19 protein-coding genes and 1 pseudogene are annotated in these 24468 nt (G+C 57.1%); 11 read left to right on the top strand and 9 right to left on the bottom strand.

The window, feature by feature from the left end; translation table 11 throughout:
- Positions 1-121 precede the first annotated feature (121 nt).
- From ACP5OT_RS13240 to ACP5OT_RS13225, 4 genes are all read right to left on the bottom strand, one after another.
- Positions 122-2467 carry a sialidase family protein gene (locus tag ACP5OT_RS13240; RefSeq protein ID WP_428132373.1) on the bottom strand — a complete coding sequence of 782 codons (2346 nt, stop codon included), beginning with the start codon at positions 2465-2467 and terminating at the stop codon, positions 122-124.
- A 22-nt stretch (positions 2468-2489) separates the two neighbouring features.
- The gene (locus ACP5OT_RS13235; RefSeq protein WP_428132371.1) at positions 2490-3260 is read right to left on the bottom strand and encodes a hypothetical protein; all 771 of its coding nucleotides are present in this window, start codon (positions 3258-3260) and stop codon (positions 2490-2492) included.
- Between the two features lie 37 nt (positions 3261-3297).
- Positions 3298-4566 carry a glycosyltransferase family 4 protein gene (locus ACP5OT_RS13230; protein WP_424677075.1) on the bottom strand — a complete coding sequence of 423 codons (1269 nt, stop codon included), beginning with the start codon at positions 4564-4566 and terminating at the stop codon, positions 3298-3300.
- A 112-nt stretch (positions 4567-4678) separates the two neighbouring features.
- Positions 4679-5530 carry a class I SAM-dependent methyltransferase gene (locus ACP5OT_RS13225; RefSeq protein ID WP_428113045.1) on the bottom strand — a complete coding sequence of 284 codons (852 nt, stop codon included), beginning with the start codon at positions 5528-5530 and terminating at the stop codon, positions 4679-4681.
- 348 nt (positions 5531-5878) lie between these two features.
- Between ACP5OT_RS13225 and hemN the strand changes: the two genes are divergently transcribed.
- The 3 genes from hemN to ACP5OT_RS13210 all read left to right on the top strand — a co-directional run bounded on the left by hemN (position 5879) and on the right by ACP5OT_RS13210 (position 9729).
- On the top strand, positions 5879-7252 hold the full coding sequence (gene hemN, locus ACP5OT_RS13220) for an oxygen-independent coproporphyrinogen III oxidase (RefSeq protein WP_424677073.1): 1374 nt from the start codon (positions 5879-5881) through the stop codon (positions 7250-7252).
- A 12-nt stretch (positions 7253-7264) separates the two neighbouring features.
- Positions 7265-8689 carry a protoporphyrinogen oxidase gene (hemG, locus tag ACP5OT_RS13215; protein ID WP_424677072.1) on the top strand — a complete coding sequence of 475 codons (1425 nt, stop codon included), beginning with the start codon at positions 7265-7267 and terminating at the stop codon, positions 8687-8689.
- Between the two features lie 113 nt (positions 8690-8802).
- On the top strand, positions 8803-9729 hold the full coding sequence (locus ACP5OT_RS13210; RefSeq protein WP_424677071.1) for an ADP-ribosylglycohydrolase family protein: 927 nt from the start codon (positions 8803-8805) through the stop codon (positions 9727-9729).
- A gap of 9 nt (positions 9730-9738) precedes the next feature.
- Here the strand turns inward: ACP5OT_RS13210 and ACP5OT_RS13205 are convergent, their stop codons facing one another.
- Together ACP5OT_RS13205 and ACP5OT_RS13200 are read right to left on the bottom strand one after the other, a co-directional pair.
- Entirely contained in the window at positions 9739-10878 is a 1140-nt protein-coding gene (locus tag ACP5OT_RS13205) for an MGDG synthase family glycosyltransferase (RefSeq protein WP_424677070.1), read from the bottom strand.
- Between the two features lie 4 nt (positions 10879-10882).
- Positions 10883-12022: an MGDG synthase family glycosyltransferase gene (locus ACP5OT_RS13200; RefSeq protein ID WP_424677069.1), complete on the bottom strand. Its 1140-nt coding sequence runs from the start codon at positions 12020-12022 to the stop codon at positions 10883-10885.
- A 309-nt stretch (positions 12023-12331) separates the two neighbouring features.
- On the opposite strand from ACP5OT_RS13200, the gene pyrR reads away from it, so the two are divergent.
- The 7 genes from pyrR (at position 12332) to ACP5OT_RS13165 (ending at position 20466) form a co-directional block, all read left to right on the top strand.
- Entirely contained in the window at positions 12332-12880 is a 549-nt protein-coding gene (gene pyrR / locus ACP5OT_RS13195; RefSeq protein WP_015942053.1) for a bifunctional pyr operon transcriptional regulator/uracil phosphoribosyltransferase PyrR, read from the top strand.
- The gene (locus tag ACP5OT_RS13190; RefSeq protein ID WP_424677068.1) at positions 12873-13799 is read left to right on the top strand and encodes an aspartate carbamoyltransferase catalytic subunit; all 927 of its coding nucleotides are present in this window, start codon (positions 12873-12875) and stop codon (positions 13797-13799) included. Before pyrR ends, ACP5OT_RS13190 begins: the two co-directional genes overlap by 8 nt.
- 12 nt (positions 13800-13811) lie before the next feature.
- A complete protein-coding gene (locus ACP5OT_RS13185) occupies positions 13812-15278 on the top strand; it encodes a dihydroorotase (RefSeq protein ID WP_424677067.1) in 1467 nt (488 codons plus the stop codon).
- Between the two features lie 94 nt (positions 15279-15372).
- Complete coding sequence (locus ACP5OT_RS13180; protein ID WP_424677066.1) at positions 15373-16032, top strand: response regulator; 660 nt, start codon at positions 15373-15375, stop codon at positions 16030-16032.
- A gap of 511 nt (positions 16033-16543) precedes the next feature.
- On the top strand, positions 16544-17437 hold the full coding sequence (locus ACP5OT_RS13175) for a zinc metalloprotease HtpX (RefSeq protein ID WP_424677065.1): 894 nt from the start codon (positions 16544-16546) through the stop codon (positions 17435-17437).
- Positions 17438-17608: 171 nt separating this feature from the next.
- Positions 17609-19609 (top strand): hypothetical protein, encoded by a 2001-nt coding sequence (locus tag ACP5OT_RS13170; protein ID WP_428113052.1) that lies wholly within the window; start codon positions 17609-17611, stop codon positions 19607-19609.
- 38 nt (positions 19610-19647) lie between these two features.
- Complete coding sequence (locus ACP5OT_RS13165) at positions 19648-20466, top strand: hypothetical protein (protein ID WP_428132369.1); 819 nt, start codon at positions 19648-19650, stop codon at positions 20464-20466.
- Positions 20467-20526: 60 nt separating this feature from the next.
- Here the strand turns inward: ACP5OT_RS13165 and ACP5OT_RS13160 are convergent, their stop codons facing one another.
- The 3 genes and pseudogenes from ACP5OT_RS13160 to ACP5OT_RS13150 all read right to left on the bottom strand — a co-directional run.
- Positions 20527-21945, bottom strand: coding sequence for a malic enzyme-like NAD(P)-binding protein (locus ACP5OT_RS13160; protein ID WP_424677062.1), 1419 nt, complete (start codon positions 21943-21945; stop codon positions 20527-20529).
- Between the two features lie 288 nt (positions 21946-22233).
- Positions 22234-22527 (bottom strand): helix-turn-helix transcriptional regulator, encoded by a 294-nt coding sequence (locus tag ACP5OT_RS13155; RefSeq protein WP_424677077.1) that lies wholly within the window; start codon positions 22525-22527, stop codon positions 22234-22236.
- A gap of 72 nt (positions 22528-22599) precedes the next feature.
- Positions 22600-23172 (bottom strand): annotated as a pseudogene (locus ACP5OT_RS13150) (cupin domain-containing protein); the annotation flags it as partial.
- A 175-nt stretch (positions 23173-23347) separates the two neighbouring features.
- Between ACP5OT_RS13150 and ACP5OT_RS13145 the strand changes: the two are divergent.
- Positions 23348-23716, top strand: coding sequence for a DUF2269 family protein (locus ACP5OT_RS13145; protein WP_424677076.1), 369 nt, complete (start codon positions 23348-23350; stop codon positions 23714-23716).
- Positions 23717-24468: the final 752 nt, after the last annotated feature.

Here is a 24468-nt window from a genome sequence, read left to right as displayed (position 1 = left end):
GGTTTGACGCATATATAAGAACGGTGTGGTAAGGGGGTGGAGGAGAGAGGTGTGGTTCTGACTCACCACTACTCCGGTCGTACCGAAGCAGTGGTGAGCAGAGAAGGACTGTTCAGTCCGATCACTTTAGGGTGAGGGGGAGGAAGGTACGCACCGGTGAGAGGGTGCTGGTCGCCGTCGTTTCGAGAATGGTATCGCCAATATTCCCCGCCCGGTCGATGAGCCGGATGTAGAGATAGAACGTCTGCTCGGCCACACTCGTCGTCGCCATCGTGACGCCAGGAGCATTGGCCACACTCCACGATGACACGGTAAATTGGCCACCGTTGTAATCCACCGGTACGGCAATCCATTGTAAGGTTGATGCCGTAGCCGGGTTGGTCACGGCATTCGGACTGACCGCAATGAGGACGCCGATGATACCGTTCGCTTCAACGAGGGTCGCCGTTGAGAGATCGAACGTAATGTCTTGAAGTATATCACCCATTGGCGAGTCGGTGACGGTAATGACCTCGCTCCCACTCAACGAAAGCTGCGGTGATACGCGATCTAATCGGATCGTCTTGGTGATAGTCTTGGAATTGCCCAGCGCATCGTAGACCCGCACCACAACCGGATAGTAACCATCGGGTGACGGTGGGATGAAGGTGAAGCCGGGCAGCGGCACAATTGCCGTCAACTCGTCATCGACATCGAGATCGGTGTTGACCGCTAATGCCGCAGACGAATTTGCCACCCGAACGCGCGTGATCTGCGAACAATCCCTATCATCGATCACTCGCAGCATCACTTGGGGCAGGGGCGTACTACCGGGATCAAGATCACGCACGGTGAAGTTGCTTGCATACCAACTAGAGGTATCGTACAGAAGCGGATTCTGGACCTCGACCCGCGCAGCAACAGAGGTATCGATAATAACCGATGCACTCTGCTCTCGGCTTTCGATGATGTTATCCGGATTACGCCGCAATTGCGTATAGAGGGTGCGGGGGGTACAGTCGTTGCTATTCAGGAATGCCGCCGGAATCGGGACGGTTAGCTCGGTACTCGCTGTGGCATTGGGAGCCAGCACGACCCAGCCGCCCGAATCATTCTCCGTATCGGTGGGTGGCGCACCCCAGCGCCAGCGGACACTGACATTCTGTGGTGTCGCTTCTAAACCGGGGAAGGTTACCCTGATCGACGTGCGACCATCGCCACCAACCCGACTCGCACCACCTTCGATGAGTGGTGGTGACCCAAACGGCGAGCCGGGAGCTTTGAAGAGAGCATAGCGCAAGTATGGAAAACCACCATCGAACATCTCGTGCGCGACATGCATATAGAACCCGCTGTTCGCACTACTGACGCCCCATGTATTAAACAACGATCCGCTGGTGGCCGACTCGATCGGGCCAAGGAAGGTTCCATTGGCCAACCGTACCGCATAGCCGAGCCGGTTCTGAGAGCGTCCTCCCGCAGGCGTACGGATCCACGAAAAATGGAGGTTGCCATACGGATCGGCACTGACTGATACTTGTCCATCGCCCTTCTCACCGAGGAGGCGTGATCGTGGCCACGGTTGATTATCGAACAGATTGGCAAGCGGTTTTTCGGCATAAAAAATACCGTTATCCACATGGCGATAGCCGACGTATATCCGGCCATTGGCGATAGCCACACTGCTATCGACATACTGCTCGCCGTCACCAACATTCACATCGACCGGCGCACTAAACCCGCTCCCCATCCACAACGCCACCGAGATATGCATCGGACGCGGGGCATCACGCGTAAAGGTGAGGACCACTTCACCGTTTGTACCGGTGGCCAATTGGACCACGGCCTTATAGGATTTCTGACCAAAGGCACGGGTTACCGGCGCCCATGTTGCACCACCGGTATCGGAATAGGTGTAGTAGATACCCTCATTGTTGGCATTCGGTGCCGAATCATCACGCCAGACGGCGATCAAACGACCGTTCTGCGGTCCGCCGTTGACGACGGCCAACGCCGGACGGACCGGGAAAACGACAGTACGGTTCACTTCAAAGACCGGCCCCCAATTGCCGGCGGTATCTCGCTTGCGCACTCGTACAATCTTTGCCTCCTGATCGATCCAGAGTGCATACACCTCACCGTTCGGAGCGGTAGCAATCGCTCCGTTCACATATTCGGAATTAATCTTCGTGCGCGTCGTTGTCCCCAGCGTCGCCGGTAGGCTAAAGCTGGAGTCCCTTTCGTTTTTCCCCCAGACCCGGGCTTTGCCTTCCGAGGCAACACTCGATTCGGGGATGCCGAACAGATAGACTTGATCACCGGCTATTGCTGCCTGTGGCAATTTGGTATTGAAACTGTTGGGGAGCACCGTCTCGACCATCAACTGCGGACCGGATTGGGCGGCAAGCGGTATCGCCGCCGGTGCCGTCGTGATACCCACTGCGAAGAGCATCATCAGCACAACCGTGGTGCGTATGATTGGTGACATGGATCTCTTTCCTCCTGCCAACTTAGGGAGCAACGATAACGTCATCAAACATGATCCCACCGAGGGCACGGGTATAGACCCCCACCCGACCGGCCGGCAGCGGCTGGGCGTCCTCCGCCTGCAGCAGCACCTTGCCGTTGAACCGCACCGTCAGCGCGCCCCCGCGCAGCTCGAACTCAACCACATGCCACTGCCGTGGCGCAAACCCCGGCCCCTCCACCGTCGCTAATGGCGTGACCACGCCTTCGACCACCTTCTCCAGCGCGTACTTCGGCGTCGCTGCGTACTCGTTCTTGAGCAGGCGGACCCGGTAGTAGCTCGCTTCGTAGCCCACCTCCCCCTGATAGCGCGCCACCAGCCCGGCAATCCCGTTGAACTCATCGTAGAAGCTCACCCGCACAACCCCATCGCCGACCGTGACGGGCGCGAGGGCCGCAACTTGGGTGAGGGCACTGTTGCGCAGTTCACCGGCAAAGTTCTGGCGCAACCGCCCGTTGTCGATCAGCCAGTTGCCTTCATCGCCGGCGATAACGAAATCGAGGTCGACCAACGTCCACGCCGCCAGACTATCGGTGGTCGCGAAATCGGCGACAAACCGTGGGCCGGCGGCCAAGCCGGCGGGAACGGTCGGGTTCGGGCCGACGGTCGGCGCCGGTGGTTCGGGTGGATACTGCAAAATCGGGCCACCTTCTTCGGCTTGACCGGGACGGAGGGTCATGAGCAAGGCAACCGCCACGGCAATCGTGACTGCAGCAATTGCGATGAGAGGCGTAAGTTTCATATGTCGGGCCATACACATTCCTCCTTACATCACTATCCAACATAGGCGATCATTGGCCGATTGCTATCGGTGCCGGCAGTGGTCCACCACGCAGCGCGGCGTGGTAAGTCTGCGCAAGATCGGCAGCAATCCGCTGTGACGTGAATTGACGGGACAAAGCAACCGCTCGCGCACTATACGCACGCCACGTTGTCGGGTCGTGAAGCAAGGCGGCGATGGCCGTACCAATTGCCGGACCAGAACGCGGTTCGACCACCATACCGGCTTGGGCTGCCGCCACATACGCACTCGCGCCGGTCGTGCGGGTAACGACCGGCGGTGTTCCGGCGGCACAGGCTTCAATCACAACCCGACTGAACGACTCGGCCACCGAGGGCACCACCGCCACATCAGCGGCAGCCAAATAGGTCAGCGCTTCGTGGTGGGGAATAGCCCCGGTCAACACCACGTCGGCTGCCGCTCCCAATTCGGCAGCGCGACGACACAACAATGCACCATAATCACCGAAGCGTGGTGTCGAACGGTTCGGGCCAACGATCACAATCTGAGGGGCCAACCCTGCCGCACGCAGGGTCGGGATTGCCTCAACCAGAAAGGCGATGCCCTTGAACGGATGCAACCGATTGAGGCTCAGAATAATCGGGCGGTGCGGATCGAGCTGATGACGAGCGACCACCGCCGCCCGACTACGACTCCGAAATTCAGCAAGCGATACATCGGGCGGTGGAAAGCTATCAACCGTAATGTTATACGGGATCGCGGTTACCTTCGTTGGTGACGCACCCCGCGCAATCGCCAATTCCCGAATCTGAGGCGCATCAGCACGGATCACCAACGCACGGCGAAAAACGAGGGGCAAGATCGCGCGCACGGCCGGAAAACGGGCATAGCCGTAATCGTACTCTGGCTCGGCCATCACATCGGCACCGGGCAGGGTAACCGCTAATGGAGGGGAGTGGCGAGGGGCCACTACCGCAGCAAAACCTAGGGGGAAAGCTGTCTCGATGTGGCAGAGATCAAACGGGGGAGCGGTAGCAAAGAACTGCCGTAACCCAGCGATAGCGGCTGCGAGATAGGGATAGGGAAAGATCGTAGCTAACGCGCGGTTCGCGAACCGTATCGGTAAGGTACCACCCGATGGCAACCGATGAACGACGATCCCGTCTTCGACAGTACGAGAGGGGGAACGCCGATCGGTGGTGAAACTCAGCACCTCCGCATCAATCCCCATCGAGCGCCACGCAAGAATAATCTCGGTATGAATACGGTTACCCATTGCCGCCTGATCATAGCGCGGCAAAATATATAGAAGGCGCATGCTAGATCCCATGATTGAATATACCGTGCCATGATGAAGACGCTGATCGGCATCATTTTGTTCCCGATTGCACGCAAATCTGATTGGCGCATGCTACCATGCTCACCCCTCATCAGGAAACGGGCGTAGTTGAGGCAGGCTTGCGTAGGGTAAACATAACATAGAGCGGATCGGTACGATCAAACCGCTCTTCAAGCGGATGAACAATCCAGGCCAACAACAAATCTTTCAGGATAAACGTGCGCCAAAAGCGGGTTAACTTCGTCTCGTGATAACGCCAATTGAGGATTGAGCGACCAAACCCACACAACGGACTGATCTGCAATCCAGCGGGTTGGACATACACCCGTTGAATATCCGCATCGTTGTAGAAGCGAAAAAACGAACCAGGCTTTCCCTCTTGGACGAAAGCGTTGCGGGCCACCCGCTTGAAGCGTCGAATCCCCTCGAAGAAGCCGGTACGCTCACCGCTGGTATACGGAATAGTAATCACGGCAATACCATTTGGGGCTAACACCCGGCCAATTTCACGACCAACCGCCTCATCATCAGGGATATGTTCGAGAGTCGAGACGGCAGCGATCCGGGCCACCGAATCGGATCGAAACGGCATCGCCGCAGCGCTGGCAACAATCGGAAAAAACCGGCCATCGCCGGGGCGCGCCGTTGCCGCACGTTTGGCCTGCTGCCACCGCACCCGATCCGGATCAAGCTCAAGCACCACCACATCTACCCCTTCTTTGGCCAACATATGGGGAAACGAGGAGGTACCCGATCCAATATCAACGACCAAGTCACCACGACGAACATCGAGTGCCTTGGTCGCCCACGGATATTCGATCAATCGCCAGAGGCTAAAATCGTTAACGGTCCGGCGCAGAATTCGCCAACCGTTGAGCGCTACTTCGTAAGCAATACAGCGCAATGCGCTCAGCCTAATCGGTCGATGTTGCGAACGGTTCATACCCAATACCACTTCATCCACGATACCGCCAGATGCGGCGTCTCAGTATAGCATGAGAATTACGGTAAAATGCAGACCGATAGCAGACAACGAAAAAAATTAGTCATTGATGGTTACGCTTTCGCAACTCTTGCAACAAGACAAACCATCGTAGATCGCATTGGTACGAGCTAAACTGACTTTTAACAGGTAGCAGCAACTATTTACTCAAATCATCAAATGATTGACTATCATGCTACAATCAGAGTCGATCATGCGCTTTTACTCTAGAGTTCACGAGCAAAGTCTTTTCATGTTCGCGTAGTTTGCAAACAGAACTACACCGATCCATAGGCAAAAGGGGCTGTTATGACTGTCGAGATCACCCGCGCAACGATCGACCGCTACAACCGTCCCGGCCCGCGCTACACCAGCTACCCGACCGTTCCCCATTGGCAGAGCGATTTTACCGCCGAGGATTACCTAGCAGCCCTCTGCGAAGTCGCCACCACGACCGACCCCATCAGCGTCTATGTCCATCTACCCTTCTGTGCCGAACGATGCGCCTATTGCGGATGCAATGCCACTGCAACCAAACGGACAGATGTCGTCGATCACTACCTCGACCGGCTAGAGCGCGAACTCGAATTGGTCACGGCGACGTTAGGTACAGGGCGGCAGGTGGTACAATTGCACTGGGGTGGTGGCACGCCCAATTTCTTGAACGAAGCGCAGAGTCGACGCCTGATGAAACTCTTGCACACCGTCTTTACCATTGATCCGGCGGCAGAGGTAGCGTTAGAAGTTGATCCGCGCATCGGCAGTCGCGAGCAAATCTTTCTCTTCCGCGAATTAGGGTTTAACCGGATCAGTTTTGGGGTACAAGACATTGCGCACAACGTGCAAGTGGCTATCGGGCGCATCCAACCACTCAACCAGACCCAAACGGTCGTCTATGCTGCCCGAGATGCCGGATTCACCAGTATCAACATCGACCTCGTGTACGGGCTACCGTATCAGACACCAACAAGCTTTGCCACGACATTACAGGCGATCATTGATTTACGCCCCGACCGCATTGCCTGTTTTAGCTATGCGCACTTACCGCAAGCGCGCCCGAATCAGAAACGGGTCGATGCTCGTCAACTGCCGACCGGTTACGAGAAGTTCCAGCTTTTCCGGCAAGCAATTGATACGCTTACCGCAGTTGGATACGACTGGATCGGTATGGATCACTTTGCGTTGGCCGATGATGAACTGGCAATCGCAGCCCGCGAGCGACGGTTGCAACGCAATTTTATGGGGTATACCGTTTTACCTGCGCCACACCAGATCGGGTTCGGTATGAGTGCTATCGGTGATTTGGCCGGTCGGTATGCCCAAAATGATGCGCACCTCGGCCATTACCAGCGCGCAATTGACGCCGGACGGTTACCGATCACGCGCGGTATGCGGCTGAGCGATGATGATCTGATGCGGCGGAAGGCGATCATGCATCTGATGTGCAACCTCGAAGTACCGTTTGATCTGAAACTACCTCCAACAGGTCAACGTCTTGGTGATGTTTTTCCTGCCGAAATCGAGCGAATCGCTGCATACGCCGATGATGGCTTGATCGAGGTTGAATCACACCGCTTGCGGGTAACCGAACGTGGACGGTTTTTTGTCCGTAATTTGGCAATGGAGTTGGATCGCTATCTCCAGCAGACAACGACACGGCCACTCTTTTCGAGCACAGTATGAGGAGTCACGACGATGATGGCAAACTACGACAGTGTCGTGATCGGGGGTGGTATTGGCGGGTTGGCGGCAGCCTATACCCTCTATAAACGAGGGTACCGCGTGTTGGTGATCGAAGCTGCCAATCGGGTCGGCGGCGTGATCCACAGCATTACCACGCCCGAAGGTTTCACACTCGACTGCGGGCCAAATACGATTGGGACGAATGACGTGCGTCTGTGGCAGGAGTTGATCGATCTCGGTCTGCATGATCGGATCAGACCGGCAGCACGGTGTGGCAGACGACGATACATTTTGATCAACGGCACGCCGATAGAGATTCCGTCGTCGCCGGTAGGACTGATCACGACCCGTTTGCTCTCGTGGCGCGGTAAATTGCGTGTGCTGGGCGAACCATTTGTCAATATCGGTACACCTACCGGTGAAGAGAGTGTTGCCGCTTTCTTCAGCCGACGGATCGGCCATGAAGCAGTTGCTCACTTGCTCGATCCGTTTGTGGCCGGAGTCTACGCCGGCGATCCCAATCAACTGTCGGCGGCGGCAGTCTTCCCCTCGCTCTGGGAAGCGGCGCAGCGCGGCGGGAGTATCGTGCGCGGGATGCTCAAGCGTCCGAAGCAAAAAACACTCATCAGCGAACCCAAGATGCGGAGTCGAACCTTCAGTTTTCAAGGCGGATTAGCCGATTGGCCGCGAGCTATCGCCCGCGCCCTTGGCGCCGGCAATGTCTGGACAGGGCGTAGGGCTGTCGGCCTGCGTGATCTCGGCACGTATTGGGAAGTGACGGTTGATGGAACAGGCCGTCTTGAGACGATCACGACGCGCAGTGTGATCATCGCAACACCGGCCTACGTCGCCGCCGAACTCGTTGAAGCGCTTGATCCGGCGGCAGCGAGCGCGCTCCGCAGCATCCCATATGCACCGGTATCCGTCGTTCACCTCGGTTTTCGCCGCGATCAGCTCTCGCACGAACTGAACGGATTTGGGGTTTTGGCTCCTTCAAGCGAACGTCGGCAGTTTTTGGGGATTTTATGGGCGTCTAGCCTCTTCCCACACGTGGCCCCGCCTGACCGTGTCTTAACGATCACGTTGTCGGGTGGTGCGATCCGGCCAGAAGTTGCTGAACAGAGCGAAGAGGCGCTGATCGAATCGGCCATCCGTGACAATCAAGAAGTGTTGGGTATTCGGGGCCAACCACTGCTGACCCACGTCACGCGCTGGCGCCACGCAATTGCACAATACACGATCGGTCATCGTGAGCGGATCGCAACCCTCGAACGGCTCGAACAGCGGCGTCCAACATTGCAACTGACCGGTAGTTACCGCGGTGGGATCGGTGTCCCGAAGACGTGGGCTAGCGGTGTTGGAGCGGGCGAACGGATTGCAGCAGCGCTCGACGCGCAAGGCACGACTACCGATACGCTGGAACAGGCACGCGGGTAAGCAGGAGCGGGCAGTTGGCATCGTGTGAGAACACGCGACGGCTTGGGGCGACCCACCGAGTCGCCCGTACCAGGTGGGCGGGGGATGGCCGGTGATGTAAGGATGCAACCGCAATGAATCGGCATGATCGGATTGCAGGTGGGTTATTCGGTCTGCTCATCGGCGATGCCATAGGTGTGCCATACGAATTTCATCCACCGGAAGCATTGCCACCGATCACAGCGATCGATCTACAGCCGCCGGATGGATTTGCACGCAGTCATCCAACGATCCCGGTGGGAACGTGGTCGGACGATGGAGCGCTGGCGTTGGCCCTCCTCGATTCGTTACTGACGTGCGACCGGCTTGATCTGAACGATTTTGCCCGCAAGATACAGGCGTGGTACGAGCAGGGAGCCTACACACCTGACGGAATCGTCTTTGACGTAGGTTCGCAAACGCGGCGCGCGATACGGACGTTGCAGAACGGTGTATCGCCATACCGCGCCGGGCCGGCGGGCGAGTTTGACAACGGCAATGGCGCGCTGATGCGAGTCTTGCCGCTGGCGTTATGGCATCGTGGTCATGACCGCGAGTTGGTCGCCGATGCGCATCTGCAATCACTGCCCACCCATGGTCATCTCCGGTCACAAATCTGTTGCGCCCTCTACTGCCTATGGGCGCGCTACGAATTAGCGGGCGACGGTGATGCGTGGAACACCGCTACCAAGCGGCTGCGCGACATCTACGGTAACGGGCAAGCGCGGATCGAACTAGAAACCCATATCGAACCCGACAAACTCGTACCAGGGGAGAGCAAGGGGTATGTCGTCGACACACTCCGTTCGGCGCGGTGGGTCGTAGCGCAAGGCAGCGACTACGCTCACGTTGTTCGGCTCGCTATCGCCCTTGGCTACGACACCGACACGACGGCGTGCGTTGCCGGCGGGATTGCCGGGATCCGTTACGGGATCGAAGGCATTCCCACCAATTGGCGGCAGCAGTTACGCGGGCAACCTCTGGTTCACGAACTCCTAACCCGCTTGTTGCAACGCGGATGACATATACCGTTACCGTACCGGTCGCAAGCTTAACTGCTGATGAATAACCCGTGCAATCTGCATCGCTCCGTCACGAGGGACGGCATGCTTGAGCCGTTCGACCGTCGCAGCATAGCGGGCTGGGTCTTCGAGACTAGTAATAGCGGCGACGATCCGCTCGGTCGTCGGACAGAAGAACCCAAGCTCGTAGTTCAGCACAAAATCAATATTACCGTGTTCTTGAATCCCAACCGCTTCAGTGACAATCACCGGCTTACGCATCACCAACGCCTCCATCAGCGTACCAGGGCCGGCCTTCGTCACCACCACATCACTTGCGGCCATCAATTCTTCCATGTTATTAACGAAACCGAACACATGGGTATGCGGCAAACGTGGCCCACGCCGCAAATCCTCGTAGAGCGCGCGATTTTTACCGGTCACAACGAGGAGCTGCTTATCAGGGAGCTGTTGTTCAAGGGAATGAACCAATTGACCAAGACGACCGGCGCCGACACCACCGGCGGTTAGCAAGACAGTAAAGCGATCGGGATCGAACCCCAAATCGCGGCGAGCAGTGGGAGCATCACGATTTTCGGCGGCAAACTTCGGATGGACCGGGAAGCCGCAGCGCTGCAACTGACTCGGCTTCATGCCACGCTTGCGCATCAGGTGATATGCTTCATCGGTGGGGGTCAACGCCAAATCCACGCTGGGATAACTCCAGGCGGCGTGGAGCGTGACCAAATCGGTCACGACAGTTACTACGCGAAACGCATTGTGGCGACGGCGAGCGGCACAGACAAGACGATGGACAAGGGGATGGGTGACGATCACCAAGCGTGGGTGGCGTTCGACGAGCAGGCGTTCGAGATTTTGGCGGGCAATCAGATACACGATCCGCGACAAAAACCCTACCGTCGAACGCGAGTTGGTCAACTGAAACGAAACATTGTACAACTTCAGCCAACGGGTGGAAAGCTGGTCGTAGATACCGGGTGCACTCCGAATACCGGGCACATTGGTCGCCTGCAAGAGATCTTCGATGGCCCATGTAATCTCACCACCCGACAACTGTTCAAGCGCGGCACTAATCGCCACCGCAGCACTGCGATGACCGCCGCCGGTATCTGAAATAGCAAATAACACATCAATTGGTTGACGATTCATACGCTTAGGCGTGACGATAACTCTCAAGATCGGCGATCACCTTTTCGGCAATATCGAGAGCTGCATTGGGATGCGACGCTGCCTTTGCACACCGTCGCATTTCAGCCAGCATTGTAGGGTGATTCAGCAGATTGAGCACAGCCCGTGCGGTCGATTCGCACATGCGCAATTGGATCCCGCTACCGGTACTAACGACGTAATCGGCGTTCCACTCCTCTTGGCCGAGAATAGGATCAATGATAATCATCGGTGTACCCCGGGCGAGAATCTCGCTCACGATCAGCCCACCCGCTTTCGTAATCACCAAATCGCTCGCTGTAATCAGATCATCGACATAATCGATAAATCCCAAGACCCGCAGATCGATATTCGGGGTTGAAATAAAATCGCTTAACGACTCGACCAGGGTCGTATTACGCCCGGCGACCACCACCAGCGTCGCCTTTAGTGGACTTTGCAGAAGTTGGCTAACGATCAGCCGCACGTGATCATCGTCAACCCCACCACCAAACAGCGTCACCACCGTCGCCTCTGGCGGCAGGTTACGACGTATCCGGGCTTCACGGCTATCGTTCGGTTGGGCGAAGCATGGATCGATCGGAATACCGCTCACAACCACTTGCTGTGGGCTAACACCACGCTCGATGAGCTGTGCGCGTGTCTGTTCATCACCGACGAAATAGCCATCGATTTCGGTGTACGTCCAGAAGGTATGGGCGGCGTAATCGGTAATAACGCAGTAGACCGGTTCGGTCAGGCGCGCACTACGTTTATAGCTGACCAGCAGCTCCATCGGCAAGAAATGGGTACAAATAATAACATCGGGCTGAAAGGCGCGTAAGACCTCTTTCAGGCCGTTCGTCCCGATACTTTCAACCAACTTGCGAATATTGTTGGTGATCTCGGCTAGATTGGGGTCGGCGTTCGTTTGTGTGTAAAAATAGCCCCATACCAACGGCGCGCGATCGGTCAATTCAAGATAGGAACGAGCATATGCGAAGCGAAAGAGACGGGAGGTGTGATCGAGGACATCCTCGACACGCACTTCACCAGGCTGACGACGGCTAAAGGCGGCGGCCAGCGCTTCGGCAGCACGTTTATGACCGGTTCCTACTGACGCGTGTAAAATCAGCACTCGCGGCATACGATTATCTCCGGCGAGGCGCCACAGAGGCGCACGAATGTTCTACCCTAAACATTTACCTATCGCTATGGTACCATGTTTCTCCCTCAACGATAGCGGGAAGTTTTCCCGATAACCATTGACGCACGTGGCGGCCCGTGGTACGATAATGCAACCTTTAATACAGCCCCGTGAGGCTGTGAAGGAGTGAACTGAGTATGAACCAGCGTTTGAACCGGCCCCAACTGCCGTGCTCCCTTTGCCCCGTTCCGGCGGGCAAGGGGTTTTTTGTTGGCAAAATCTGCCGGATGTGGCATTGCGGAGGAAGGCATGAGCAACGAGAAACAGATATTATCAGCCGACGAAATACGCAGAGCACTGGTACGCATTGCCCACGAAATTGATGAACGTAACGGTGGTTTGCAGCATGTCGTCCTCGTCGGGATTCGCAGTCGGGGAGTACCACTGGCCGAACGGATCGCTGCTGCGATTGCCGACTTTGAGGGAACACGGGTGCCGGTCGGTCAACTCGATATTACGCTCTACCGTGATGATCTAAAGCTACGTGGGCCGGCGGCGCGCGTGTACAAAACGGATGTCCCGACGGATATAACCGGCAAAACGGTCGTGCTGGTCGATGATGTACTGTTCACCGGGCGGACGGTACGGGCAGCCCTCGACGCGATTGCCGATCTGGGTCGTCCGGCCCGCATTCAACTGGCCGTCCTCATCGACCGTGGTCATCGTGAATTACCGATTCGGGCCGATTATGTCGGTAAAAACGTGCCAACCTCGCTGTCGGAGCGGGTCAAGGTTCGCCTGCGCGAAACCGACGGGGTTGATGAAGTTGTCATTCTGCGAGGTACGAACAATGACTGAACGACGCCGCCACGCCATCGATCTCGACGACTTTACTGCCACCGAGATCGAGGAGATTTTAGAGACTGCTGAAAGCATGCGTGAGGTGCTTAGCCGCGAGATCAAGCAGGTACCGGCCTTACGTGGCAAGACGGTAGTCAATATGTTCTTTGAAGAGAGCACGCGCACCCGGATCTCGTTTGAGCTAGCAGCGCGTGCGTTGTCGGCCAACGTCGTCGCCTTTACGGCACGTGGCAGTAGCGTAGAAAAGGGTGAGTCACTGGTTGATACGGTGCGCACCCTCCAAGCATTAGGAGCCGACATCATTGTGATGCGGCACAGTCAGTCGGGAGCACCATACCTGGTTGCTCGTCATTTTCGTGGTGCGTTGATCAATGCGGGGGATGGTCGCCATGCCCATCCTACCCAAGCACTGCTCGACCTCTACACGATGCGCAGGCACCATGGTCAGATCCGCGATCTGAATGTGGTGATCGTGGGTGATATTCTGCACAGTCGGGTCGTGCGTTCAAACCTGTGGGGGCTTACCCAGCTTGGTGCGCGCGTAACCCTCTGTGGGCCACCGACACTGATCGGGCCGTCGGCATTTTGGACGGCCACATGGCCGACAGTGCGCATTGCCTACAACCTCGATCCGCTCTTGGCCGAGGCCGATGTGGTAATGGCGCTCCGGTTGCAGAAAGAGCGTATGCAACACGGCTTGTTGCCGGCGTTACGCGAATATACCCGCATATACGGTCTCACTGCCGAACGCCTTGCGCGCCTACCAGCACATGCAATTGTGATGCATCCTGGGCCGATGAATGAAGGGATCGAAATCTTTCCTGAAGTCGCTACATCTGCAACGGCAGTCATCGAGGAACAGGTAACCAACGGTGTCGCCGTGCGAATGGCGTTACTGTACCGAATGGCCGGTTGAGAGGTGAAAACGATGCGGTATCTCATAAAAAACGGCACAATTATCGATCCGGCCAACCGAGTGGCAACTATCGGTGATATTTTGGTCGCCGACGGCAAAGTTGAACGATTGTACGATCTGGCCGATCTCCACAGCGATCGCGAACCCATCGGGCCGGACGTGGAAGTAATTAACGCTCGTGGCTGTGTCGTCGCACCGGGTTTTACCGATCTCCACACCCACCTGCGACAGCCGGGCGAAGAACATCGAGAGACGATTAGCAGTGTGAGCGCGGCAGCAGCCGTTGGCGGCTTTACCACGCTGTGCGCCCGTCCCACAACGCACCCCACCCCGGATAACGCGGCGGCGATTCGGCAGTTGCGTGAATTGGTCGCGCACTTTGGGAGTGTGCGGATCGATGTGATCGGCGCGTTGACGTTGGGAAACGAAGGGCGTATGTTGAGCGAGATGCGCGAACTGGCCGAAGCTGGCTGTATTGCGTTTAGTGACGGTGGACGGACCATCGCCGACGCAGCGCTTATGCGGCATGCGTTATCGTATGCGGCAGCGCTCAATTTGCCGGTGATGGTGACGTGTCAAGACCCGTCGTTGGCTGCCGGTGGCGTCGCCCATGAAGGGGCAGTGAGTGTACGTTTAGGTCTACCGGGCATCCCTGCGGCCGCCGAAGAGGCCATTGTAGCCCGCGATATTGCTCTCGCCGAAGCGACCGGCGCTCATTTGCACATCAGCCGAGTGAGCACAGCCGGCAGCGTCGCACTGATCCGAGCTGCACGCGCGCGTGGAGTGCGGGTGACGGCAGAAGTGACGCCGCACCACCTGACGCTGACCGACCGCTGGCTGCTGGGCTGGTTGGAAGAGCGAAACGAGATCGAAACCAGCCGCGCCGGCGCCCATCCCGATCTGAGCTTACCATCGTGGCTTGAGCCAAGCCTATTACCGCCATACGACAGTTCAACGCGGGTTGAACCGCCCTTACGCAGCATTGAACATGTGGAAGCGTTGGTGGCCGGCTTGCGTGATGGCGTGATCGATGCGATTGCAGTTGATCACGCGCCGCTCGCACGTGTTGACCGTGAGTGCGAGTATGGGATTGCCCCACCCGGCATCAGCGGTCTGGAGACGGCACTGGCCCTTACGCTGACTCTCGTTCATCGCGGTGAGATGGATATTGTCAACCTGATTGCGAAACTCACCGAGGGGCCGGCGCAGGTACTCAACCGGTCGCCGGCGAACTTGCGGCCCGGGGCAACCGCCGATATCGTGATCTTCGATCCTGAGCGGAGCTGGGTGGTAGACCCCGATCACTTCCGGTCACGTGGGCGTAACACGCCGCTACGCGGCCAACGGTTGAAGGGACAGGTGATGTTGACGATGGCTGGCGGCAAGATTGTGTTCCGTCGCGGCGATTTTGGCCGGCAAGGACAAGCAGCACCACAACCCTCACGACTCGAAGGGATTTTGGAGAGTGAAGAGACATAATGCAAGATAGAAGAAGCGGGCATATTCCCCTGCCCTATCAACGGCACTCGTGGTAAGATGCTCATAGTCAATAACCAACACCAACGGGGAAGCTATGAGTAATCCGATCACGATTCTGATTGCTGATGACCATACCATGTTCCGGCAAGGCCTGCGTGAGATCCTTGAGCGCAAAGGTGGGTTCCAGGTTGTCGCCGAAGTGCGTGATGGTGCAGCAGCAGTCGAAGCGGCGAAAACGACAAAACCCGATGTTGCGCTCCTCGATGTTTCAATGCCGGTCATGACCGGCATTGAGGCGGCGCGCCAGATCGGGCATGTCAGTCCCCACACCCGCTGCGTCGTGCTAACGATGCACCGCGACGAGCAGACCGTGCTCGAAGCGTTACGGGCAGGTGCCAATGCTTATCTGCTGAAAGATGCAGATGCGTCAGAGCTGATCGAGGCGATTCACGTTGTGTATCGCGGTGAGGCGGCGTTGGCCAGCAGTGCTGCGGCGCGCGTGCTCGATCTGCTGCGACGCAACGATAACGCACCGGCGCTGCATGAGGTGCTGACCCCGCGTGAACGGGATATTCTGGCGCTCGTTGCCCAAGGTGACGATAACCGAGCGATTGCGCTGAAGCTGAGCCTTGCCGAAAAGACGGTCGGTAACCGCTTGAGCGAGATTTTTCAGAAGCTTGGGGTGAGTAATCGTACTCAGGCGGCCATTGTAGCCGTCCAACGCGGATTGGTACCACCACCAGAATTGCGGTAATCGCAAAGACGCAGTAGGGGCACACGGCAGTGTGCCCCACGGCAGTGTACCCCACGGCAGTGTGCCCCACGGCAGTGTGCCCCACGGCAGTGTGCCCCACGGCAGTGTGCCCCACCCAAACGCAAAGGTGCAGAGCGCGCAGAGGTCGCAGAGGAGTCCATCCCGTACTAGGGTTAGGCTGTGATAAATCATCAGCAAGAAACGCAAAGGTGCAGAGCGCGCAGAGGTCGCAGAGGAGTCCATCCCGTACTAGGGTTAGGCTGTGATAAATCATCAGCAAGAAACGCAAAGGTGCAGAGCGCGCAGAGGTCGCAGAGGGGGCCATTCCCACCCCACGTTGGAGGGCTGCCCCGCGGTGTTAACTGAAAGAGCGCGTTCCATACGAACATTGGGAACTTCTCCCCATTCGCAGAGGAAAGCCCCCCCTTGGCCTTCACAGCTTGGCTCGCTATACTAGCTCTGCAACTGTGCGATATTGTGCTGAATATAGAACGGCTGTGGAGGCAGCGTTATGACAATGTTGGTAAATAGTTTAAAGACTGTTGGCCTGCTCGGTCTATTGACCGGGTTGTTCATCGCAATTGGTGGCGCGGTCGGTGGACAGATCGGTATGATTATTGCGTTTGTGCTGGCCGTCGTGATGAATATGGGAGCTTGGTGGTTTTCCGACACGCTTGCCCTCAAGATGAGTGGGGCGCAAGAAGTCAGCCCAGACGAAGCACCTGAATTGCACGCAATGGTCGAGGAGCTGTCACGGCGAGCCGGGATACCCAAGCCGCGCGTCTATATTATCGATACTGATGCACCCAACGCTTTTGCGACCGGACGAGATCCGGCGCACGGTGCCGTAGCAGTAACGACCGGGATTGCTCGCTTGCTGACACGTGAGGAGCTAGCCGGCGTGATTGCACACGAGCTGGCCCACATCAAGCACCGCGATACACTGATCTCGTCAATTGCCGCGACGATTGCCGGCGCCATTGGGATGCTGGCCGATATGGTGATGTGGGGAATGATATTTGCCGGATTGGGCGGCAGTGATGAGGAGGAAGATGGCGGTATCGCCGGGCTGGTCGGTGGCATCCTGACCGCTATGTTAGCCCCGATTATGGCACTGATTATCCAGATGGCGATTTCGCGCTCGCGTGAGTACATGGCTGATGCCGGTGGCGCACAAATTCTTGGCAATCCGTTGCCGCTTGCCAGCGCACTTGAGAAGCTCGAGTGGGCCGCCGGTCGTATGCCAATGGAAGAAGCACGTCCGGCAACAGCGCATCTCTACATCGTTAACCCAATGTTGGGTGGATTGGCAAACCTGTTCCGCACGCACCCAGAGACGCACAAGCGTATCTCGCGGTTGCGGGCAATGGCTAACCGTAGCGGGAACACCGCCATCGTTGCCTAACACTCACACAGCGCGTTGACATAGATTCCATCCTTCCCCCTTCAGTGGGCGTCACTCAATGGCGAGTGGCGCCCATTTTACAGTACAATGCAGGTAGTATGAGCCGCAGAACCTGCTAACACGGGATGTGGCCCATTCCGACCTACCGATCTGTATCCTAACGGCTTCATTATGAGACGATTCCTTCTTATTATTGCACTCACCCTAATCACCGGCTGTATGCCATCGGTCGAGAGACCATCGGAAGACTACCGACCTACGGCGACACCTCGATCTGCTACCGGTACCATCCATGCTCCGCCACCACCACCGACGCCGGTAGCGATGGTTACTCCCACACCGAACAACGACGTAAATGAAATCGCACTGATCGATGCGGCTGCTCGTCTGCCGCGCGATCAAGTTGAGCTAGCCCGCCAACTCGGCACGTGTCGGCTGGCATCAGAGGATTGCCCCCATGTAGCGCGTACTACACCTCTTGACGTACAGCTTGGCGAACGCCGATCTTTTTTTGTAACCGATTTTAGTAACGATAGCCAATACGAAATCACTGCTGAGCTACGCTACATTGGGCCGGTGGTGTTGATGTACGTCGAAACCGGCGTGCCTTTCGATCAGGATGCACTGGAACGTGCTGCACGTACCTTTGAACAAGAGATTTACCCGCGTACCCGCGAGATCTTCGGCAGTGAGGTGCAACCCGGGGTTGACGGTGACAACCGGATTACCATTCTGAACGCGGTAGAGCGCAGTCGTCAGATCCTCGGTTATTATTCGTCGAGCGACTCATTACCGAAACAGGTCAACCGCTACAGCAATGAGCGTGAGATGTTCTTTATGAACATCGAGCTGATGCCGTTCGATAGCGATACCTATCTCGACGTGCTGGCCCACGAATTTCAACACATGATCCATCAGAACGAACAGCCGGGTAGTGCCTTGTGGCTCAATGAGGGAATGTCACAATTGGCCGAAGACCTCAACGGCTTTCAGAGCGAAGGCTTCATTCCGCTCTACCTAAGCAATACCGACATTCAATTGACCGGGTGGGGCTTTGCGCCCGGCCAGTCAGGCGTGCATTACGGCGCTGCTCATCTCTTTATGCGCTACATCTATGCCCAATACACCGGTCAAGACCAGTTACGCCCGTTGATTCGGGCCAACGCCGGTAACAATCTCGAAGCGTTCGTCGAGTTAGCCACACGTGTCCGACCCGATATTACGCACTTTCGGCAGATCATGACTGACTGGGCCGTTGCCAACTTACTCAACGACCCGCGGGTAGGCGATGGTCGTTACACCTACGACACCGGTACCGAATTGAGGAATCTCCTGCCGCATACAGTACGCCCAACACCGATCAATCGGCGATACCAAGACGATATTGTGCAGTTCGGCGTGGATTACCTTGCATTACCATCGAATACGCGCTCAGTAACCTTCCGTGGCGACACTACCGTGCGCATCGCCGGACAGATGCCACGGGGACGATACGCATGGTGGAGTAACCGCAGTGATGATAGTATTGCGACGCTCACGCGCAAGATCGATCTACGTGGGGTCAGTTCAGCGATACTCACCTTCGACACGTGGTTCGAGATCGAAGACGACTATGACTACGCCTTCGTCACTGTTTCGACTGACGGCGGGCGGACATGGGAGACCCTACCCGGCAAGTGGACGACCGACTACGATCCGCAGGGGGTGAATTATGGTCACGGTCTGACCGGTGTTTCGGGGAGACCGGAGGCCAATGTTGAAGACGGCTTGCGCGGGCGCTGGGTGAGCGAGCAGATGGATCTGACGCCGTTTGCCGGGCAAGAGGTGTTGCTGCGCTTTTGGTCGATCAACGATCAAGGGGTGCATGCACCTGGTATCTTGATTGACAACATTACCATCCCCGAAATCGGTTTTCGTGATACCGTCGAAGAGGGTGATAATGGCTGGGAGGCAGCAGGGTTTGTGCGCGTCGATGGCGATCTACCGCAGCAATGGGAATTACGGCTGGTGCGCACGGCGACCGATGGCCAGATCACGGTGGAGCCGCTGACGGTCAATGCCGATGGCGTTGCGACGGCAACCTTAAACAACGGCGAGCACGGGGTATTGGTGGTGATTGCGGTCACGCCGCACACCAGTGAACGGGCGCAATACGAGGTGATCAGCGAGTAGCGACGCACGAGCACAGTATCGCCTACGAAAGGCTACCAGTGACACTTACGCTAAGAACACGCTGGCTGATCATCGCCATCGTCGTGATCGTTGCGGCGGCGGTGATCACCATTAGTCGCGCCCATCAGCCGCGCCGCCTCGCCCCGCTGGTCGCTGATTTCAGCGGGGGCGGGGCTGCGCCGGCGATCGGCTGGTCAATGCTGCCGGTACAGGCTGACACTCTGCGGATCAGCGTTGCGCCACAGGCACTGCCAAGCGATGCCAGCCTCGACGCGATTACGGCGGAGCTGGTCACGGCACTGGAGTACGTTAGCGCACGCACCGGCACAGCGCCGGTGGGGCCGATCACGGTGCAGATCCTTGCAGACCCGCAATGCGCCTTGCACGGCGCCGCCTATACCCAAACCCGCGAAGTACACGTCACTACGTGCGCCGCCATCCCACCGGACCGCGCCGTCAACATTCTTGCCCACGAGTTTGTGCATCAGCTCGCTCACGATCACTTTGGCGAAGCTCATCTGCGTAGCGACCCGATCCTACTCGAAGGGTGGGCAACGTGGGATGCAGGTCGGTATTGGCTCAGTGGAGCGCAGGATTTTCGCACTTTTCTCGGCGGGCAAGCACCTCTACCACTGATCGCTACTCATCTAGGTAAGCCGGCTGCCGAGATGAACATGCTCTACTACCAATGGGCTAGTTTTGTCGAGTACTTACTCGTTACATACGGGCATGACACCTTCGAAGTTGTTTACCGCAGTGGTAACGGTGTAGTTGGAAGTGCCGACTATCACGGTGTCTACGGTGTCGATCTGGCAACACTCGAAGCGGCGTGGCGCACTTGGTTGCAAGACGATTAGGAGATAGGCACGGGGCGCGGTATGCGCCCCATGGTCCCCGTGGTGAAGCATTATCACCCGCTAATCGCCTGGCAAATGATTGCGACGCGCCACCCCATCGGCGATGGCAGCCTGTGCCACCGCACTTGCAATGGCCGGTACAATCTGGCGATTAAAGACGCTCGGCACGATATAGTCTTCGTTCATCTCCTCAATGGAAACCGCATTTGCTAACGCCTCAGCAGCAGCGAGACGCATCGCCGAGGTGATACGGCGGGCGTTGACATCAAGCGCACCACGAAAGATGCCGGGAAAACTGAGCACATTATTGATCTGATTCGGCTGATCGCTCCGTCCGGTTGCAACCACACGCGCGTACTGGCGCAGCATGTCGGGATCACCCTCAGGAATGGGATTGGCCAATGCAAACACGATTGGGTCAGCACTCATCGAGCGCATGTGGTCGGGGGTGAGAATATTCCCTCTCGACACTCCGATGAACACATCGGCGCCGTGGAGAGCGACGGTCAAATCGCCCCGCCGACGCTCACGGTTGGTGAGGGAAGCGATAATGCGTTGCATTGGCGTCTGACGGGCGTAGTCACCCTCAGCTAAAATCCCGAACCGATCCACTGCCGTAATCTCACCGACGCCGGCTTCGAGCAGTGTGCGAATAATGGCGGTGCCGGCAGCGCCGACGCCATTCACCACTACCCGCACATCGGCCAGCGTTTTGCCCACAAGACGCAAGGCATTGCGGAGGGCAGCCAGCACTACCACCGCAGTACCGTGCTGATCGTCGTGCATCACCGGCAGATCAAGGCTCTCTTCCAGTCGGCCCTCGACGATAAAGCAATTGGGGGCAGCAATATCTTCGAGATTGATGCCACCAAAGCTCGGTGCAATCTGTTCAACCGTCTGTACGATAATGTCGGGGTCTTGTGAGCGGAGACAAATCGGTACCGCATCGATATTGGCCAGCTCTTTAAACAGAATCGCCTTGCCTTCCATCACCGGCATCGCCGCTTCGGGGCCAAGATTGCCCAAACCGAGGATCGCCGAACCATCGCTGACCACGGCAACACTATTCCCTTTCCACGTGAGTGAATAGACCTTTTCAGGATCGTCGGCGATTGCACGGCAGACACGAGCCACGCCGGGCGTGTAGGCCAGGGAGAGATCATCACGAGTTTTTAGCGGAACCCGGCTCTGGGTAGTAAGCTTACCGCCGAGGTGGGTAAGGAGGACACGGTCGCTCACCTGAAGCACTTTAATGTTTTGCAGCGTATTGATTGCGGCTACCAGTTGCTCGCCGTGCTGTTCATCTTGTACGCGCACAGTAATATCGCGCACAAGAAAGTTACGTTCAGCGCGAACAATATCGATTGCGCCGATGTCGCCGCCAACCTCGCCGATCAGGGTCGTGAGCCGGCCCAACATACCGGGCCGATTTTCGATTTGGCAGCGCAAGGTCAGCGTATAAGCCACCCCAACGGACATACCCTTCACCTCGTTTTCTGGCTCAAAGATACAAAAATGCCCGTCACGGCGACGGGCATCACTGCCTTAATTTTTGTATAGTACCACAAGTAACAAAAATGGTGAGCAGGAACTGCCGGCCCGGCGGAGACCGGGCTAGGATGACGAAGCTTGCTGCGCGGAATGGGTTGGAATAGACACAAAACGACAAAAGAGTCACAAGTGGCGTCGCCGCAACAAGGCCCAAGCGGCACAATATACACGCTATATCTTGCGTCGTTTGTGGCGTTTGGTGGCTATTCGCAGCCTTTATTGCCGATACTTACGCGGCGCGACTCCCATTGCACGTTTGAACGCTTTGCTAAAAGCCGCTTCCGAATGGTAGCCAACCTGTTCGACAACCTCGTTTACCCGCGCATGGGGATGTTCGGCCAGTAACCGAGCAGCCAGTTGCATGCGCCAACGGGTGAGATAGACGATTGGCCCTTCGCCAGTCAGGGCAGAGAAACGAGCAGCAAAGGCCGATCGCGAGCAAGCCACTGACCGCGCTAACGCGGCGACTGTCCACGGCTGCTGGGGCTGGCTGTGGATGAGGCTGAGCACCTTGCCGATCAGCGGATCGTGCAGCGCGCCAAGCCAGCCGCAACGCTCCACACCTTGCAACTCAACCCAGCGCTGGATGATCTGAATGAACAAAATATTGGTCAACCGGCGCAAAACAGCCTCTTTGCCAGGCCGCGCCGCTTCGGCTTCTGCGGCCATCAGCGCCAGCACACCGGCAAGCGCACCGGCTTCACTGCGCAGAATATGAATGAGACGGGGCATTTGTTGCAAGATTGGCAGTAGCTCGCGTTGCTCAACATCGAATGTTCCACACAACACGATCGCGGTTGGGCGATCACTCCAGCGCATCAAAGCACATTCTCCCCACTAATCCAGCTCAAGATTGTGGAAGAGCGGTGCGGTAGGTGTTTCGCAGAGGATATGCTCATCGCCATACGGTAAGAGCAGCACATCTCCTTCGCATAACGACAGCAGAGTATCGTCGCTTGCTAACCGCACATAGCCGTTGCCACGATGTAGTACGTGAAAGACCGCGCACGCACGCGGCGCAACATGCAGCCCCCACGGCGATCCAAGTTCGGAACGGCAGTGGACACTGCTCCTAAGGCGTAACGTATCAAGGATTTGGGTTAATGCATCCACAACGAATAGACGATTGGCAAAGGAATTTGGATAGATCAACATAGATCATCCAGGATTGTTCCATTATAGTTTCGGCATAACCTGTCCGTCAAACGGAGAAACGCCTATGCATCCACCACCGGAAGGAGCAAATCCTCTCATCTACACACTGCTGGTCTTTCTACATATCGTCACTACAACGACCGCAGTTGGTTTGAACGCCAGTTACGCTATCTGAATCGCCCGCGGCACGCACGATTCTGCTAACTTGCCGTTTGCGCTGCGCGGCGTCAAGTTCATCGACGACTACGTTGCCAATCCGTGCTATCTCATCGGAGGCATCACCGGCGTACTTATGATTGCCATGGGTAAAAACGTTGCACCGTTTTTGTGGGTGGCAATCGCGGTTTATCTCGTAGCAATGGCGTTAGCATATGGGGTCTACACTCCCTTGCTGAGCCGGCAAATCAAGACGCTTGATGCCAAAGGGAGCGGCAACCCGGAGTATCAGACGCTAGCGCGCCGTTCCAATCAGGTTGGCGTCACCATAGGCTTACTGGTCATCATTATTCTGGCGCTCAAGATTTTTGAACCGCCGCTTTGGTAAGGACACCTTTGGATGCTCAGCATTCGGGAAGCGAGACATCTTTAGAGCCGGTCACGGTGAGCGGAGTGCACTGGATTGGCAGATTTCTCGCTGCGCTCGAAATGACAAAAGGGTGGCGTCGGAGTGCATCGGATGGCAAGATTGCTCGCTCCGCTCGAAATGACAAAAGGGGAGCATCGGAGTGTATCGGATGGCAAGATTTCTCGCTCCGCTCGAAAGGACAAAAGGTGAGTGACAAATGACAAAAGGTGGCTACCGGGCCGTGGGATGGTGAGCGCCGCGCGTCATCCTCCCCGTGTCATGTCGAGCGAAGCGAGACATCTTTAGAGCCGGTCACGGTGAGCGGAGTGCACCGGATTGGCAGATTTCTCGCTGCGCTCGAAATGACAAAAGGGGAGCATCGGAGTGCATCGGATGGCAAGATTTCTCGCTCCGCTCGAAAGGACAAAAGGGGAGCATCGGAGTGCATCGGATGGCAAGATTTCTCGCTCCGCTCGAAAGGACAAGGGGGCTGTTGGGGCGTAGGATGGTGAGCGCCGCGCGTCATCCTCCCTGTGTCATGTCGAGCGAAGCGAGACATCTTTAACCCGGTCACGGTGAGCGCCGCGCGTCATCCTCCCCGTGTCATGTCGAGCGAAGCGAGACATCTTTAACCTGGTCACGGTGAGCGCCGCGCGTCATCCTCCCTGTGTCATGTCGAGCGAAGCGAGACATCTTTAACTTGGTCACGGTGAGCGGCGCGCGTCATCCTC

Source organism: Chloroflexus sp. (assembly GCF_049970315.1).
GTDB lineage: Bacteria > Chloroflexota > Chloroflexia > Chloroflexales > Chloroflexaceae > Chloroflexus.
Note: the sequence above shows the minus strand (reverse complement) of the source record. Positions and strands in the feature narration are given on the sequence as shown.